The organism is Pseudomonas sp. RIT411, from assembly GCF_003057735.2.
Lineage (GTDB): Bacteria > Pseudomonadota > Gammaproteobacteria > Pseudomonadales > Pseudomonadaceae > Chryseomonas > Chryseomonas oryzihabitans.
The window spans coordinates 276,290-291,859 of record NZ_QBIZ02000001.1 but is presented as its reverse complement, the minus strand read 5'-3'; the positions used below and the strand labels follow the sequence as shown (position 1 = coordinate 291,859).

Here is a 15,570-nt window from a genome sequence, read left to right as displayed (position 1 = left end):
CTTTACCAAATGTAAAGAGAGTCTTTGCGAAAGGGGTCGCACCCCCTGGCGCTCTGATTCGAGAAAATCCGCGAAGGCTGCCACGGTCCCTGGCCGCGGTGCACAACCATTGAACCCATCGGCGGTCTGGTAGGGACTGCCGGTCGTTCCGGTGCGGTTGCGTTCGAGGAGATCCTTTGAAGAAGAGTTGCAGTCTGATGCTGGCGGGCGCCCTGTTGCTGGGGACCGGCTGGCTGGCGCCGACCCAGGCCCAGGAGCCGAAGAAGACCACCCTGGTGGAGCGGGGGTCGATGTACTACAGCTTCGAGACGCACCTGCTCGACTCTGCGGATGGCAAGCGCCGCTATCGGGTCTATATCGGTATTCCCAAGCAGCCGGCGCCGATGATGGGCTATCCCGCGCTGTTCCTGCTCGATGGCGATGCCGCCCTGGCGCAACTCCAGGATGTCTGGCTGTCGCCCCATAAGCTGAAGAGTGCCCCGGTGCTGGTGGCGATCGGCTACGCCGATGCCGCGGACGCCATGCAGGAGCGCACCTACGACTACACCCCGGCGGTGGGCAATGGCCGCGCCCGCGATGACGTGCGCAAGGACTGGCCGGCAGGAGGCTCGCGGGCCTTTCTCGACCTGATCGAGCAGCGCATCAAGCCGCTGCTGACCCAGAGCGTGCCGGTGGACCCCAATCGCCAGACGCTGTGGGGCCATGGCTACGGCGGCCTCTTCGTGCTCGACACCCTTTATAGACAGCCGCAGGCGTTCCAGCGCTATGTGGCGAGCGATGTCGCCTTTGGCTGGCAGCAGGGCTTCATTCTCAAGCGCGCGCAGGAATTCCAGGGCGTGGGCGGGGCCCGGCCGGTGCAGCTCTGGCTGTATTCCGGTACCGAGGACCTGACCCGCAAGGTGGCGCCCGATGCCGCCAAGCGACTGGCCGAGCGTCTGGCCGGACTGCCGGGGATGCAGGTGACGCCCGAGATACGTCCCAACCTGGGTCCGGAGGGCGTGCTGTCAGTGAGCCTGCCCGCGGCCTTGGAAGTGGCCAGCGACGGTGCCGCCACGCGCCGACCCTAGCCAGGCGCCGGACGGGTAGGGTCAGCGGGGCTTTGGGAGTATCATGGAAGGCTTTCACCCTTGGCGGAACGAGCTGATTCATGAGTCTGCACTATCCCACCATCGCCGATTGCATCGGTAACACACCGCTGGTGCGCCTGCAGCGCCTGGCCGGCGACACCCGCAGTACCGTGCTGCTCAAGCTGGAAGGCAACAACCCGGCGGGCTCGGTCAAGGACCGCCCGGCGCTGTCGATGATCCGCCAGGCCGAGGCCCGCGGCGACATCCAGCCCGGGGATACCCTGATCGAGGCCACCTCCGGCAATACCGGGATCGCTCTGGCCATGGCGGCGGCCATCATGGGCTACCGCATGATCCTGATCATGCCCGACAACTCCAGTGCCGAGCGCAAGGCGGCCATGACCGCCTATGGCGCCGAGTTGATCCTGGTGAGCAGGGAAGACGGCATGGAAGGGGCGCGGGATCTGGCCACCCGCATGCAGGCCGAAGGCCGCGGCAAGGTGCTCGATCAATTCGGCAACGGCGACAATCCGGTGGCCCACTACCTGGGTACCGGTCCGGAAATCTGGCGCCAGACTCATGGCAGCATCACCCATTTCGTCAGCTCCATGGGCACCACCGGGACCATCATGGGCACCTCGCGCTACCTCAAGGAGCAGAATCCCAAGGTGCAGATCGTCGGTCTGCAGCCGGAGGAGGGCGCGGCCATCCCCGGCATCCGTCGCTGGCCGGAGGCCTATCTGCCAAAGATCTACGAGGCCAGCCGCGTGGATCGCATCATCGACATGGGCCAGCAGGAAGCCGAGGACACCATGCGCCGCCTGGCGCGGGAAGAAGGCATCTTCTGCGGCGTGTCGTCCGGCGGTTCGGTGGCGGGCGCCCTGCGCATCGCCCGGGAAGTGGACAATGCGGTGATCGTCGCGATCATCTGTGACCGAGGCGATCGCTACCTGTCGACCGGCGTCTATGACGCGCGCTAAGCGGGGCGGTGGCGGACTGCGCTTCCAGCCGGCCGGTGGCGCCCGGGCGACCGGGGTACCGACCGGCAAACGGCAGCTGCTGGGCATCGAGCGGCTGTCCCATGACGGGCGCGGCATCGCTCACGAAGGCGGGCGGACCTGGTTCGTCGCCGGCGCCCTGCCGGGCGAACGGGTCGAGGCGCGGGTGCTCGGTGCCCGCAGCCAGGTGGTCGAAGCCCGTACCCTTAGAGTGCTGGAGGCCAGTCCGCTGCGGCGTACGCCGCCCTGCAGCGTGGCCGACCGCTGCGGCGGTTGCACCCTGCAGCACCTGCCCCATGCCGATCAGCTGACCCTCAAGCAGGAGGCCCTGGCCGAGCAGTTCCGCCGGCTGGCCGGGGTGCAGCCGCTGGCCTGGGCCGCGCCCATGGTCGGACCCGAATTCGGCTATCGCCGTCGCGCCCGCATCGCGGTGCGCTGGGACGAACGCCAGGGCCGCCTGGAGGTGGGCTTTCGCACCGAAGCCAGCCAGGACATCGTCACCCCCGACGACTGCCTGGTGCTGGTGCCGGAACTGCAGCCCCTGCTGCGGGCGCTGCCGGAGCTGCTGAGCGGGCTGGAACGGCCCCAGGCGATCGGACATGTCGAACTCTTCCAGGGGACGGCAACCGCCTTGCTGGTGCGCCATACCCAGGCGCTGCTGCCGGGTGACCAGGCGCGCCTGCGCGACTTCTGCGCGGCGGCCGGCGTCCAGCTCTGGTGGCAGGGCAAGGGCGAGCCGCAACCGGACCAGGCCGACGCCAGGCTGGGCTATCGGCTGGCGCCCTGGGACCTGACGCTGGCCTATCAGCCGGGCGACTTCGTCCAGGTCAATGCCGCCATCAACGAAGCCATGGTCGCCCAGGCGCTGGACTGGCTGGCGCCCAAGGCCGACGACCGGGTCCTCGATCTCTTCTCCGGCCTCGGCAACTTCGCCTTGCCGCTGGCGCGGCAGGCGGCGGCCGTCACCGGGATCGAAGGGGTCGCGGCGATGACATCCCGGGCAATACAAAATGCGCGTGACAACGGCATCGGCAACGCGCACTTTCTACAGGTGGACCTGTCGAACCCGCTACCCGCCGATCTGGGCAGCCATTCGCTGGCGCTGCTGGATCCGCCGCGCGACGGTGCGCTGGAAGTGGTCCGGCAACTCAGCGGCCTGGGTATCGGGCGACTGGTCTATGTCTCCTGCAATCCGGCCACCCTGGCGCGGGACGCGGGAGAGCTGGTCCGACAGGGCTATCGCATGACAAGAGCGGGCATTCTCGACATGTTCCCGCAGACCGCCCATGTGGAAGCCATGGTGTTGTTCGAAGCGGGCGGGATGCCCGGGTAACGACGGCTCGCCAACCGATGCGAGCCAATCCGGCGAAGGCACCGCCGTGAGGAAGGGGTAGATGGTACAGGTCAGAGCGCATCAGCCAGTCAACGTCGATGGCAGCATCAACCTTCACGCCTGGCTGGATCACATCCAGAGCGTGGATCCGAATCTCGATCGCGAGACCTTGCTGGATGCCTGCGGCTTCGCCCGCACGGCGGAGGAGAATTCCGGCCAGGTCGAGCACACCTGGGCGGAGGGCACCTCCAGTTTCCATACCGGGCTGGAGATGGCCGAGATCCTGGCCGATCTCAAGCTGGATCAGGACAGCCTGATCGCGGCCATCGTCTACCGGGCGGTGCGCGAGGGCAAGGCGACCCTGGAGTCGGCCGCGGAGCATTTCGGGCCGGTGGTGGCCAAGCTGATCGAAGGCGTGCTGCGCATGGCGGCGATCAGCGAGAGTCTCAATCCGCGCAAGTCCATGGTGCTGGGCAGCCAGACCCAGGTCGACAACCTGCGGCGCATGCTGGTGGCCATGGTCGACGACGTGCGCGTGGCCCTGATCAAGCTGGCCGAGCGCACCTGCGCCATCCGTGCGGTCAAGAACGCCACCGAAGAACGCCGCAACCGGGTGGCTCGCGAGGTGGCCGACATCTATGCACCCCTGGCCCACCGCCTGGGCATCGGTCATATCAAGTGGGAGCTGGAGGACCTGTCCTTCCGTTACCTGGAGCCCCAGCAGTACAAGCAGATCGCGACCCTGCTGCACGAGCGGCGGCTGGATCGCGAGCAGTACATCGCCGATGTCATGCAGCAGCTGCGTGACGAACTCACCGCCACCGGTATCAAGTCCGACATCAGTGGCCGGGCCAAGCACATCTATTCCATCTGGCGGAAGATGCAGCGCAAGGGCCTGGAATTCAGCCAGATCTACGACGTGCGCGCGGTGCGGGTGTTGGTACCCGAGGTGCGTGACTGCTACACCGCGCTGGGTATCGTGCATACCCTGTGGCGGCACATTCCCCGCGAGTTCGACGACTATATCGCCAACCCGAAGGAGAACGGCTACCGTTCCCTGCACACCGCGGTGATCGGTCCTGAGGGCAAGGTGCTGGAGGTGCAGATCCGCACCCACGCCATGCACGAAGAGGCCGAACTGGGGGTCTGCGCCCACTGGCGCTACAAGGGCACCGACGTCAAGTCGGCCTCCAACCACTACGAAGAGAAGATCTCCTGGCTGCGCCAGGTGCTGGAATGGCACGAAGAGCTGGGCGACATCGGCGGCCTGGCCGACCAGTTGCGCGTCGACATCGAGCCGGACCGGGTCTATGTCTTTACCCCCGACGGCCACGCCATCGACCTGCCCAAGGGCGCGACGCCGTTGGACTTCGCCTACCGGGTGCACACCGAGATCGGCCACAACTGCCGCGGCGCCAAGATCAACGGCCGCATCGTGCCGCTGAACTACCAGCTGCAGACCGGCGAGCAGGTGGAAATCATCACCGGCAAGCAGGGCTCGCCCAGCCGCGACTGGCTCAACCCCAACCTCGGCTACGTCAACACCTCGCGGGCCCGGGCCAAGATCGTCCACTGGTTCAAGTTCCAGGCGCGTGACCAGAACGTCGCCGCCGGCAAGGCCATGGTCGAGCGAGAGTTGTCGCGCCTGGCGCTGCCGCCGGTGGACTTCAATACGCTGGCCGAGAAGGTCAACTACAAGGGTGCCGAGGACATGCTGGCAGCCCTGGGCGCCGGTGACCTGCGCCTGGCCCATGTGATGCACGCCGCCCAGCAGCTGGTGGAGCCGGACAAGGGCGTCGATACCCTCGATCTCCTGCCGCGCAAGCCGACCAACAAGCCGGGCAAGCGCGGCGATGTGCAGATCCAGGGCGTGGGCAACCTGCTCACCCAGATCGCCGGTTGCTGCCAGCCGGTGCCGGGCGATGCCATCGTCGGCTACATCACCCTGGGGCGCGGCGTGACCATCCACCGGCAGGACTGCGCCAACGCCCTGCAGCTGGCCAGTCGCGAGCCGGAGCGGACCATTCAGGTGAGCTGGGGCCCGGTGCCGGTGCAGACCTATCCGGTCGATATCGTCATCAAGGCCTTCGACCGCTCCGGTCTGTTGCGCGATGTCTCGCAGATCCTGCTCAACGAGCGGATCAACGTGCTGGCGGTGAACACCCGCTCCAATCGCGAGGAAAACACCGCCAACATGCTGCTGACCATCGAGATCCCCGGCCTGGACGCCCTCGGTCGTCTGCTCGGGCGAATCTCCCAGCTGCCCAACATCATCGAAGCCCGGCGCAATCGCGCCGCCTGAGCCGGTGACGATGCCCCGACGAGGCGCCTCCTGGCGCCTCGTTCTTTTTCCAGTGACAGGATTCACCCAATGTACAAGCTCGACGACCTGCTGCACCTCATGGCCCGGTTGCGCGACCCCCAACACGGCTGCCCCTGGGACCTGCGCCAGGACTACGCCAGCATCGTGCCCCACACCCTGGAAGAGGCCTACGAGGTCGCCGACGCCATCGCCCGGCGGGATTTTCCGCAGCTGCGCGACGAGCTGGGCGATCTGCTGTTCCAGGTCGTCTACTACAGCCAGCTGGGGCGCGAGGATGGCCATTTCGACTTTGCCCAGGTGGTGGATGGCATCACCCGCAAGCTGGTGCGGCGCCACCCCCATGTCTTTCCCGATGGCGACCTGCATGGCCCGCTGGACCTGCCGCGGCTGGACGAGGCGACCATCAAGCGCCGCTGGGAAGAGATCAAGGCCGAGGAGCGCGCGGAAAAGGCCGCGGCGCCCGAGCAGCTGTCGCTGCTGGACGACGTGCCGGCCGCGCTGCCGGCCCTGAGTCGCGCGGCCAAGCTGCAGAAGCGTGCGGCCAATGTCGGCTTCGACTGGGCCGATGCCACGCCGGTGGTGGCCAAGATCCAGGAGGAACTGGATGAGGTGCGCGAGGCCATGGCCAACGGCCAGGCGGCCCAGGTGGCGGAAGAGGTCGGCGATCTGCTGTTCGTGATGGTCAACCTGGCGCGGCACCTGCAGGTCGACGCCGAAGACGCCCTGCGCCAGGCCAACGCCAAGTTCGAGCGGCGCTTCCGCTTCATCGAAGAGGCGCTGAAAGCCCAGGACCGCACGCCCCAGGAGGCCAGTCTGGAGGAGATGGATGCCCTGTGGGACGCCGCCAAGGTGGAAGAGAAGGGCGCCGTCGGGCATTCGTTGCGGCGGGGGTAGGGGAGGTTTTTGCGGGTTTTGTCGCGGCCATGCCGGTGCGCCGTAGCGACCGCTCTGACGTGGACTATCGCGGCCATGGGCCGCTCCTACAAGAGCATCACTCCCTGTAGGAGCGGCCCATGACCGCGATAAGAGAATTGAGCTGGATATCTACGGCATCCGCTCCCAACCGTACGACAGATCCGGCTGGTCGGCCAAGTGTGCCGGACACTTGCCCTTGAGGTGCCAGGCGAAGGCGATGATCTCGGCCAGGGTGCGATAGAGCGCCTCGGGGATTTCCGCGCCCAGCTCCAGGCGCGCCAGGATGCGCACCAGGTCGGCGTTCTCATAGATGGGCACCTCGTGCTCCCGGGCGGTGGCCAGGATGAGTTCCGCCAGTTCGGCGTCGCCCTTGGCGGAGAGGATGGGGGCGCTGCTGCCGTCATAGGACAGTGCGATGGCCTGGCGGGCGGCGGTCGTGCTCATGCGGTGTCGTCGATCCAGCGTTGTTCGAGGGAGGTGCGCGGATGGCGTGCGGGACGGCCCTGGCGGCTGCTGAGGTCGCCGACCACGAAGCCGGCGGCCAGCAGGCGCTCGCGCAGATGGGGCAATTCGGTATCGATCAGGGTGGCGGTGGCGCCTTTTTCCGCCCAGAACTCGCTCGACAGCCGGCCACTGGCCAGTTGCGCGCGTACCTGCAGCGGGCCGAGCGGCGCCAGATCGAAGGCCAGTTCCACCTTCCACAGGCTGTCGCGGGCTTCGCCGCGGCTGTCCGGCGGCGGTCGTTCCTCCTGGAAGCGCACCTGCACCGCGCCAAGGCGCTCGCCATCGCGCCAGGGGATCTCGGTCTGCCAGGTGGAGAGGTAATAGCCGTCGGGCAAGACCTGGGTCTGCGCCAGGCTGGCGAGCTGGTGGGTCTGCAGCCGGGCGATGACGCCAGTGGCCAGTTGCAGCAATTCGTCGAGTTCGGCGTTGGCGGCACTGAGGCCGCGACCGTCGCGCTCACCCAGGGGAAAGTCCAGGGCGGTGGGCTGGCGACTGGCGGTGGCGGCGTCGCCCAGCGCCCGGCGCAAGGCATCGGGCAGATTCTGCTGGGCGGTTTGGATCGCGACCTGGGGATTGCGCAGGGTCTCGCCCGGTACGCTGGCCAGCAGCCGATCCACCAGGCGCAGCAGGTTGGCCTTGAAGTCTTCCTGCAGCTCGGGACCGCCGCGATCCAGCAGTTGCTGCTCCAGTTGCAGACCGCTGCGCGCCAGGGCGCGCGCCCAGCCCTGCGGGGTGGTCAGGGCCTCGGTGTGTTCCAGATTGGCCAGCAGGGACTTGAGCGCCGCACCCACCGACGGTGGCAGGTCCGCCTCGGGGACGTCCTCCAGCCATTGCAGCAGGGCATTCATCGACAGCTGGCGCTGTCCCTGGCCCTGCAGTTGGCGGTCGATGTCGAGCTGGTCGAGACGCTGGGCCATGGGCAGCACCGTGACCTCCTGGCTGTCCTTGATCACCACGGTCAGCAGGCTGCCCACCGGCACCGGGCGGGGCGATTCCAGCTTGAGCTGGCGACCTTCGAGACTGGAGCTCAGGGCCTTGGCGATCACCTCGTAGGTAGGCGCCGCACCGGGTGGCTGTTGCAGCAGGCTGCTCAGCACCCGCAATTGCAGGGTGGTGCCCACCGGCAACTGGCGCAGGTCCAGTTGCTGCAGCGGCGGCGGTGGCGCGTCGCCCTCCAGGCTCTGCAGCAGTACTGCCAGCTGGGTGGAGCCAAGGGTGCTCACCAGCAGCTGGCTGCCCACCGGCAGGTTGTTGGTCGGACTCTGGGTGGTGAGCAGGACGCTGCCGCCCTCGGCCAGCTGCAGTTGCAGCAGGAACTGGAAGCTCTGGCCGGCCGGACGGGTGGCCAGCACCTCGGCGGTGGCCGTGCTGCCGGGCGGAATCAGGTCGTCGAGGGATTGCAGGGCCTGCAGGATCTGCGCCCCCGCGTCCGACGCCTGCGCCGCCGCGGCCCGCACGGGCAGGGCGGGCGAGACGCCAGCGCTGGGTTGGATCGCGGAGATGGAGGTCATCGGGCAGGTCCGGTGGAATCGCCTGTGTATAATGGCGCGCCTTCAAGGGCGTGTGCCGGGTTAACGGCCAGCGCCCGACCGACTTTAGTGCCGTGAGAACCCCTGTCTTGAATCAGCCCCTGCTCGACGCCGTCGCGCTCCGTTGCGAACGGGGCGGTCGCCTGCTGTTCGACGACCTGAGTCTGAGCGTGGCGGCGGGCGAATCGCTGCAGATCGGGGGCGTCAACGGCAGTGGCAAGACCAGCCTGCTGCGCATCCTGGCGGGACTGCTGCCGGCGGATGCCGGTACGGTACGCCGGCCCGCCGCCGCCGAACTGCTCTGGCTGGGGCATGCGCCCGGCATCGCCGAGGGGCTGACCGCGGCGGAAAATCTCCATAGCCTGGCCAATCTGTGGCGCCCGACGACGCGGGAGGCCTGCCGGACCGCCCTGGCGGCCGAGGGACTGGCCGACTGGGCGGACGAGCCCTGCCGGCAGCTCTCGGCGGGTCAGCGTCGCCGCGTCGCCCTGGCCCGTCTCCAGCTGCCCGAACCGCCGCGGCTCTGGTTGCTGGACGAACCCTTCACCGCCCTCGACGCCAGCACCTGCGCGCGGCTGGAAGCGCGCCTGCAGGCGCATTGCGCCGCGGGTGGCGCCCTGGTGCTGACCAGTCACCGCGAGCTGGAAGCCGCCCCGGCCGCCCATCGCCTGCTCTGGCTGGACGCTGGTCGATGAGCGGCGCCTGGCTGGCCATCCTCGGGCGCGAAGGGCGCCTGGCCTGGCGCCGACCGGCGCTGTGGCTCACGCCTCTGGCTTTCCATGCCCTGGTGGTGACCCTCTTTCCCCTGGCCCTGGGGCCAGATAGCCAGCAGCTGGCCGCCCTGGCGCCGGGCTTGCTGTGGATCGCGCTGTTGCTGGCCCTGCTGCTCGGTCAGGAAGCCCTGTTTCGCAGCGAGTGGCAGGACGGCTCCCTGGAACTCTGGCTGCTGGCGCCCCAGCCCTTGCCGCTGCTGGTCCTGCTCAAGCTGCTGGTGCACTGGTGCTTCGCCGGCCTCGGCCTGGTGGCCCTGACGCCGGTACTGGCGCTGATGCTGGGGCTGCCCGCCGCGGCCCTGCCGGCGACCCTGGCGGCCCTGACCCTGGGCAGTCTGGCCCTGACCCTGATCGGCGCCATCGGCGCGGCCCTCACCGTGGGCCTGGCCCGTGGCGGGCTGCTGCTGGCGCTGCTCAATCTGCCGCTACAGATCCCGGTGCTGATCCTTGGCGCCAGCACCCTGGACGCGGCGCGGCTGGGCCTGCCGGTAGCGGGGCTGCTGCTCTGGCTGGGCTGCCTCACCCTGCTGGCCCTGACCCTGGCCCCCCTGGCGATCGCCGCCGGCCTGCGCATCGGCGCGGCCCAATGACGAGGACGACATGAACTGGACCTGGCTGCATCGCCTGGGCTCTCCCGCCATCTTCTATCGCCTGGCCGGCCGGCTGCAGGGGCCCTGCCTGGCGCTGGCCGGACTGCTGCTGGCCGTCGGCCTGAGCTGGGGGCTGTTCCTGGCGCCGCCGGACTATCAGCAGGGCGACAGCTTTCGCATCATCTATGTGCATGTGCCGGCGGCCTTTCTGGCGCAGTCCTGCTATCTGCTGCTGGCGGTCGCCGGGGCCATCGGCCTGGTCTGGCGCCTCAAGCTGGCCGATGTGGCCCTGCGCTCGGCCGCGCCTATCGGCGCCTGGATGACGGTGATCGCCCTGGCCACGGGGTCGCTGTGGGGCATTCCCACCTGGGGCACCTGGTGGATATGGGACGCCCGGCTCACCTCGATGCTGGTGCTGCTGTTTCTCTATCTGGGCGTGATCGCCCTGGGGCAGGCCATCGACCATCGCGAGAGCGCCGCCCGGGCCTGCGCCATCCTGGCGCTGGTGGGCTCGGTCAATCTGCCGATCATCAAGTATTCGGTGGAGTGGTGGAGCACCCTGCACCAGCCGGCCACCTTCAGCCTGGTGGAGCGTCCCCCGATGCCGGCGGCCATGTGGCTGCCGCTGCTAGTGATGGTGCTGGCGTTCTACCTGTTCTTTGCCGGCGTGCTGCTGCAGCGCATGCGTCTGGAAGTGCTCAGGCGCGAATGGCGCAGTCGCTGGGTACGCCTGGAACTGGGCGAGGAGGGCGCGTGAGCGGCGTGGACTGGGCGCAAGCCCTTGGCATGGGGCGTCATGGCCTCTATGTCTGGCCGGCCTTCGGCCTGACCCTGATCGTCCTCGGCGGCCTGCTGCTGCACGGCTGGCAGGCGCGTCGCCGGCTGCAGCGGGAGTTGCGCCAGCGCTGGCGGCGGGAGCGGCGTCCATGAATCCGGTTCGTCGTCGTCGGCTGCTGTGGATCCTGCTGCTGTTGCTGGGCGTAGGGGGCGCAGCGGCGCTGGCCCTCAGCGCCCTGCAGCAGAATATCAACCTCTTCTATACCCCGAGCCAGATCGCCCGAGGCGAGGCGCCGCGCGATACCCGCATCCGCGCCGGCGGCATGGTGGAGCAGGGCAGCCTGGTACGCGCCGCGGATTCCCTGGCGGTGAGTTTCGTCATCACCGATTTCCAGCAGGAGGTGCGGGTGAGCTATGCCGGCATCCTGCCGGATCTGTTCCGTGAGGGGCAGGGCGTGGTGGCCCTGGGTCGACTCGACGACCAGGGGCGCCTGGTGGCCGACCAGATCCTTGCCAAGCACGACGAGAAATACATGCCCCCCGAAGTGAGCCAGGCGCTGCGCCAGGCCGGACGGCCGCTCGACGGCGCGAGGCCGGCGCCATGATCCCGGAACTCGGACAACTCTGCCTGCTGCTGGGGCTGGCCATGGCTCTGGTGCAGGGCACCCTGCCGCTGCTGGGCGCCTGGCGCGGTCAGGTCGACTGGATGCGCCTGGCGCGCCCGGCCGCCTTCGGCCAGTGGCTGTTCCTGGCGCTGGCCTTTGCGGCCCTGACCTGGGCCTTTCTGCAGGACGACTTCTCGGTGGCCTATGTGGCGGCCAACTCCAACAGTCGCCTGCCCTGGTACTACAAGGTCAGCGCCACCTGGGGCGCCCACGAGGGCTCCCTGCTGCTCTGGGCGCTGATCCTGGCGGGCTGGAGTCTGGCGGTGGCGTGCTGTTCGCGATCCTTGCCCCAGGCGCTGCTGGCGCGGGTGCTGGGCATCCTCGGGCTGGTGGCCACCGGATTCCTGACCTTTCTGGTCGCCACCTCCAATCCCTTCGCCCGCCTGCTGCCGCAATTTCCGCGGGAGGGCAACGACCTCAATCCGCTGCTGCAGGACCCCGGGCTGATCCTGCATCCGCCCATGCTCTACATGGGCTACGTCGGCTTTTCGGTGGCCTTCGCCTTCGCCCTGGCGGCGCTGCTGGAAGGCCGGCTGGACGCCGCCTGGGCGCGCTGGGCCCGGCCCTGGACCCTGCTCGCCTGGGCCTTTCTCGGCTGCGGCATCGTGCTCGGCTCCTGGTGGGCCTACTACGAACTGGGCTGGGGTGGCTGGTGGTTCTGGGATCCGGTGGAAAACGCATCCTTCATGCCCTGGCTGGTGGGCACGGCGCTCCTGCACTCCCTGGCGGTGACCGAGAAACGCAGCCTGTTCAAGGGCTGGACGGTGCTGCTGGCCATCGCCGCCTTTTCCCTCAGCCTGCTGGGGACCTTTCTGGTGCGCTCGGGGGTGCTGACCTCGGTGCATGCCTTCGCCAGCGATCCCACCCGCGGCGTCTTCATCCTGGCCTTCCTGCTGCTGGTGGTCGGCGGCTCCCTGGCGCTGTTCGCCTGGCGCGCGCCGGCGCTCAGCGGCTCGGCGTCCTTTGGCCTGGCGTCGCGCGAGGCGCTGCTGCTGATCAACAACCTGATCCTGGTGACCGCCGCCGCCACGGTCCTGCTCGGCACCCTCTATCCGCTGGTGATCGACAGCCTGACCGGCGCCAAGCTGTCGGTGGGCCCGCCGTATTTCGACCTGCTGTTCGTGCCGCTGATGGCGCTGCTGATGCTGGCCCTGGGCGTCGGGGTGCTGGTGCGCTGGAAAAGCAGCCCGGGTCGCTGGCTGGCGCGCCTGCTGGCACCCATCCTGCTGGGCTGCGCGGCCTTGGCCGGTCTGCTTGGCTGGTGGCTGGATCAGCCCAGGGCGGCGATCCTGGCGGTGCTCGCGTTGGCGGCCTGGATCCTGTTGACCGCGCTGCGCGACGCGCTGGGCAAGGTGGCGGCGCTGGGCTGGCGCCGCGGCCTGCGCAGTCAGCCCCGCAGCTACTGGGGCATGCACCTGGCCCACCTGGGGCTGGCGGTGCTGGCCCTGGGCGTGGTGCTGGCCAGCCAGCTAGATGTGCAGCGCGATCTGCGCCTGGCGCCAGGCGAGCACGTCGAACTCCAGGGCTATCGCTTCGGCTTCGCCGGTACCCAGCGTTACGAAGGGCCCAACTTCACCGCCGAGCGCGCCCTGCTGCAGGTCGAGCGCGAGGGCCGGGTGGTCGCCCTGCTGACCCCGGAAAAACGCCGCTATCTGGCCAGTGGCGCGGTGATGACCGAAGCCGCCATCGACGCCGGCCTGACCCGCGATCTCTATGTGGCCCTCGGCGAGCCGCTGGGGCAGGGCGCCTGGGCCGTGCGCCTGCAGATCAAGCCCTTCGTCCGGCTGATCTGGCTTGGTGGCCTGCTCACCGCCCTGGGCGGCCTGCTGGCCCTGGCCGATCCGCGCTATCGCCGCCGCCGGTCGTCTTCCCCTGCCTCTGCCGCGGAGTCCCGCTGATGCGCCGTCGCCTGTTGCTCTGCCTGCCACTGCTGGCCTTTCTGGTGCTGGCCGGCTTTCTCTTTCGCGGGCTCTATCGCGATCCCCAGGTCCTGCCGTCGGCGCTGGTCGGCCAACCCTTTCCGGCGTTTTCGCTGCCAGGCGTGCAGGACGACCGCCTGTTCACCCGGCAGGACCTGCTCGGCCGCCCGGCGCTGGTCAATGTCTGGGGCACCTGGTGCGTGGCCTGCCGGGACGAGCACCCGCTGCTCACTCGACTCAAGGCCGAGGGCGTGGTGATCCACGGCATCAACTACAAGGATGACAACGCCAGCGCCCGCCGCTGGCTGGCGGAGTTCCACGATCCCTACCAGCTCGATATTCGCGACGACGAAGGCCGGCTGGGGCTGGACCTGGGCGTCTATGGCGCGCCGGAGACCTTTCTCATCGATGCCCGGGGCGTGGTGCGCTATCGCCATGTCGGGGTGATCGATCAGCGCGTCTGGAACGCAGACCTCGGGCCGCGCTATCGCGCCCTGGTAGCGACGCCATGAGGGCCGGCTGGCTGCTGCTGTTGCTGCTCTGGTCGACCCTGAGCCAGGCGGCCATCGACCCCTATGGCTTTCGCGACGACGCTGAGCGTGCGCGCTTCCAGGCGCTGACCCGCGAACTGCGCTGCCCCAAGTGCCAGAACCAGGACCTGGCCGATTCCAATGCGCCCATCGCCGGCGATCTGCGCCGCGAGATCCAGCGCCTGATGGCGGCCGGGCAGAGCGATGCCGAGATCATCGCCCACCTGGAGCAGCGCTACGGTGAATTCATCCGCTATCGACCGCCTTTCGAGGGGCGCACCCTGCTGCTGTGGCTGCTGCCGGGCCTGGGCCTGCTGGGCGGTGCCGGCCTGCTGCTGGTCCTGACGCGGCGGCGCCGGCCGGAGCAGGCCTTGAGCGAGGCCGAACGCCAGCGCCTGGCCGCGCTGCAGGCGGAGGAGGAGCCATGATGCCGACCTTCTTGGGATTGGCGGGGCTGCTGCTGATCCTGGCGCTGCTGATCCTGCTGGTACCGCTCCTGCGCGGCGGACCCGCCACGGCGGACCAGCGCGCGGTGCTCAATCGCACCCTCTATCAGGAGCGCCTGGCCGAAGCTCGGGCGCGGGCGGCCCGGGGCGAGCTGGACGACCAGGCCCTGGCGCTGGCCGAAGCCGAGGCCGGCCGCAGCCTGCTCGCCGACAGTCCTGCCGAGGAGGCTTCGCCCCAGCGCCGCGGCCGTCGCCTGGGGGTCGCGGTCGCCCTGGGTGGCCCGGCCCTGGCCCTGGGGCTCTACCTGCTGCTGGGCGGCTGGCCGGCCTGGCAACTGAGTCAGCGTCTCGCCGCGCCGCCGGCCTCGCCCCAGGCGCTGCTGGCCGATCTGGAGGCAGCGACGCGACTGCAACCCCAGGCGGCCGACAACTGGTACCTGCTGGCACGCGCCTATGCCGGCCTGGGTCGCTACCGGGATGCCGTGGCCGCCTTCGAACAGGTCATTCCTCGTGATGGCCGGCGCGCGGAGGTCCTTGGGCAACTGGCCCAGGCCCGCTTCTTCGCCGCCGGGCGCCAGCTGGATGCCCAGGCCCGGGCGCTGGCCGACGAAGCCCTGGCGGCCAATCCCGGGGAGCCCACCACCCTGGGGCTGCTGGGCATGGCTGCCTACGAACGGGGGGGCTACGCCGAGGCGGCAGGCTACTGGCAGCGGCTGGTCGCCGTGCTGCCAGCGGGCGATCCCCTGCGCGCCACCCTCGCCCAGGGGATCGCCCGGGCGGAGACGGCGGCGCGGGCGGCCGGTCAGGCGCTGGCCAAGCCGGGGCTCGAAGTGGAGGTCCGCCTGGCGCCCGCGGTGGCGCAGCGGGTACGGCCCGAGGACAGCGTCTTCGTGCTGGCCCTGGCGGTGGATCAGCCCGGCCCACCGCTGGCGGTACGGCGATTGCGGGTTGCCGATCTGCCCCTCCGGGTGCGCCTGGACGATCGCGACGCCATGCTGCCGCAGCGCAAGCTGTCCGACCACCGGCGGGTAAGACCCGTGGTGGTGATCGCCCGGGGCGGCGATCCGCTCAGGGGCGACTGGCGGCATGAGGGACAGCCACTGGAGCTCCCTTCTAGTGCGTTCAGCCTATTGCGCGTGGAGGCCGGTGATGCCATTGCGCCATGATCGGCCAGGATTCCAACACGCAGGGCAGGGAAGGC

Annotated in this window: 16 protein-coding genes; 14 read left to right on the top strand and 2 right to left on the bottom strand. The window is 69.2% G+C overall.

Annotation, left to right across the window (positions count from 1 at the left end):
• Positions 1-176 precede the first annotated feature (176 nt).
• From DBY63_RS01325 to mazG, 5 genes are all read left to right on the top strand, one after another.
• A complete protein-coding gene (locus DBY63_RS01325) occupies positions 177-1,067 on the top strand; it encodes an alpha/beta hydrolase-fold protein (RefSeq protein ID WP_169742403.1) in 891 nt (296 codons plus the stop codon).
• Between the two features lie 80 nt (positions 1,068-1,147).
• On the top strand, positions 1,148-2,047 hold the full coding sequence (gene cysM / locus DBY63_RS01320) for a cysteine synthase CysM (protein ID WP_007158967.1): 900 nt from the start codon (positions 1,148-1,150) through the stop codon (positions 2,045-2,047).
• Positions 2,034-3,398: a 23S rRNA (uracil(1939)-C(5))-methyltransferase RlmD gene (rlmD, locus tag DBY63_RS01315; protein WP_108581093.1), complete on the top strand. Its 1,365-nt coding sequence runs from the start codon at positions 2,034-2,036 to the stop codon at positions 3,396-3,398. Before cysM ends, rlmD begins: the two co-directional genes overlap by 14 nt.
• 61 nt (positions 3,399-3,459) lie before the next feature.
• Positions 3,460-5,700, top strand: a complete 2,241-nt coding sequence (relA, locus tag DBY63_RS01310; protein WP_007158965.1) for a GTP diphosphokinase — start codon at positions 3,460-3,462, stop codon at positions 5,698-5,700.
• Positions 5,701-5,769: 69 nt separating this feature from the next.
• The gene (gene mazG / locus DBY63_RS01305) at positions 5,770-6,615 is read left to right on the top strand and encodes a nucleoside triphosphate pyrophosphohydrolase (protein WP_108581092.1); all 846 of its coding nucleotides are present in this window, start codon (positions 5,770-5,772) and stop codon (positions 6,613-6,615) included.
• A gap of 150 nt (positions 6,616-6,765) precedes the next feature.
• On the opposite strand, the gene DBY63_RS01300 is transcribed toward mazG, so the two are convergent.
• Both DBY63_RS01300 and DBY63_RS01295 read right to left on the bottom strand, forming a co-directional pair.
• Entirely contained in the window at positions 6,766-7,080 is a 315-nt protein-coding gene (locus DBY63_RS01300; RefSeq protein WP_007158963.1) for an EscU/YscU/HrcU family type III secretion system export apparatus switch protein, read from the bottom strand.
• Entirely contained in the window at positions 7,077-8,651 is a 1,575-nt protein-coding gene (locus tag DBY63_RS01295) for a flagellar hook-length control protein FliK (protein ID WP_108581091.1), read from the bottom strand. The genes DBY63_RS01300 and DBY63_RS01295 overlap by 4 nt, the downstream gene beginning before the upstream one ends.
• 107 nt (positions 8,652-8,758) lie before the next feature.
• Between DBY63_RS01295 and ccmA the strand changes: the two genes are divergently transcribed.
• From ccmA to ccmI, 9 genes are read left to right on the top strand one after another with little or no spacing between them, the layout of a single operon-like run.
• On the top strand, positions 8,759-9,364 hold the full coding sequence (gene ccmA, locus DBY63_RS01290; protein ID WP_108581090.1) for a cytochrome c biogenesis heme-transporting ATPase CcmA: 606 nt from the start codon (positions 8,759-8,761) through the stop codon (positions 9,362-9,364).
• The gene (gene ccmB / locus DBY63_RS01285; protein ID WP_027599850.1) at positions 9,361-10,032 is read left to right on the top strand and encodes a heme exporter protein CcmB; all 672 of its coding nucleotides are present in this window, start codon (positions 9,361-9,363) and stop codon (positions 10,030-10,032) included. Before ccmA ends, ccmB begins: the two co-directional genes overlap by 4 nt.
• Before the next feature lie 10 nt (positions 10,033-10,042).
• Complete coding sequence (locus DBY63_RS01280; RefSeq protein ID WP_108581089.1) at positions 10,043-10,789, top strand: heme ABC transporter permease; 747 nt, start codon at positions 10,043-10,045, stop codon at positions 10,787-10,789.
• Positions 10,786-10,962 (top strand): heme exporter protein CcmD, encoded by a 177-nt coding sequence (gene ccmD / locus DBY63_RS01275; protein ID WP_074583134.1) that lies wholly within the window; start codon positions 10,786-10,788, stop codon positions 10,960-10,962. Before DBY63_RS01280 ends, ccmD begins: the two co-directional genes overlap by 4 nt.
• Positions 10,959-11,414, top strand: coding sequence for a cytochrome c maturation protein CcmE (gene ccmE, locus DBY63_RS01270; RefSeq protein ID WP_027601890.1), 456 nt, complete (start codon positions 10,959-10,961; stop codon positions 11,412-11,414). The genes ccmD and ccmE overlap by 4 nt, the downstream gene beginning before the upstream one ends.
• Entirely contained in the window at positions 11,411-13,372 is a 1,962-nt protein-coding gene (locus tag DBY63_RS01265; protein WP_108581088.1) for a heme lyase CcmF/NrfE family subunit, read from the top strand. Before ccmE ends, DBY63_RS01265 begins: the two co-directional genes overlap by 4 nt.
• Positions 13,372-13,905 (top strand): DsbE family thiol:disulfide interchange protein, encoded by a 534-nt coding sequence (locus tag DBY63_RS01260; RefSeq protein ID WP_108581087.1) that lies wholly within the window; start codon positions 13,372-13,374, stop codon positions 13,903-13,905. The genes DBY63_RS01265 and DBY63_RS01260 overlap by 1 nt, the downstream gene beginning before the upstream one ends.
• Positions 13,902-14,351 carry a cytochrome c-type biogenesis protein gene (locus DBY63_RS01255; protein ID WP_108581086.1) on the top strand — a complete coding sequence of 150 codons (450 nt, stop codon included), beginning with the start codon at positions 13,902-13,904 and terminating at the stop codon, positions 14,349-14,351. The genes DBY63_RS01260 and DBY63_RS01255 overlap by 4 nt, the downstream gene beginning before the upstream one ends.
• Positions 14,348-15,535, top strand: a complete 1,188-nt coding sequence (gene ccmI / locus DBY63_RS01250; RefSeq protein ID WP_256594331.1) for a c-type cytochrome biogenesis protein CcmI — start codon at positions 14,348-14,350, stop codon at positions 15,533-15,535. Before DBY63_RS01255 ends, ccmI begins: the two co-directional genes overlap by 4 nt.
• Positions 15,536-15,570 lie beyond the last annotated feature (35 nt).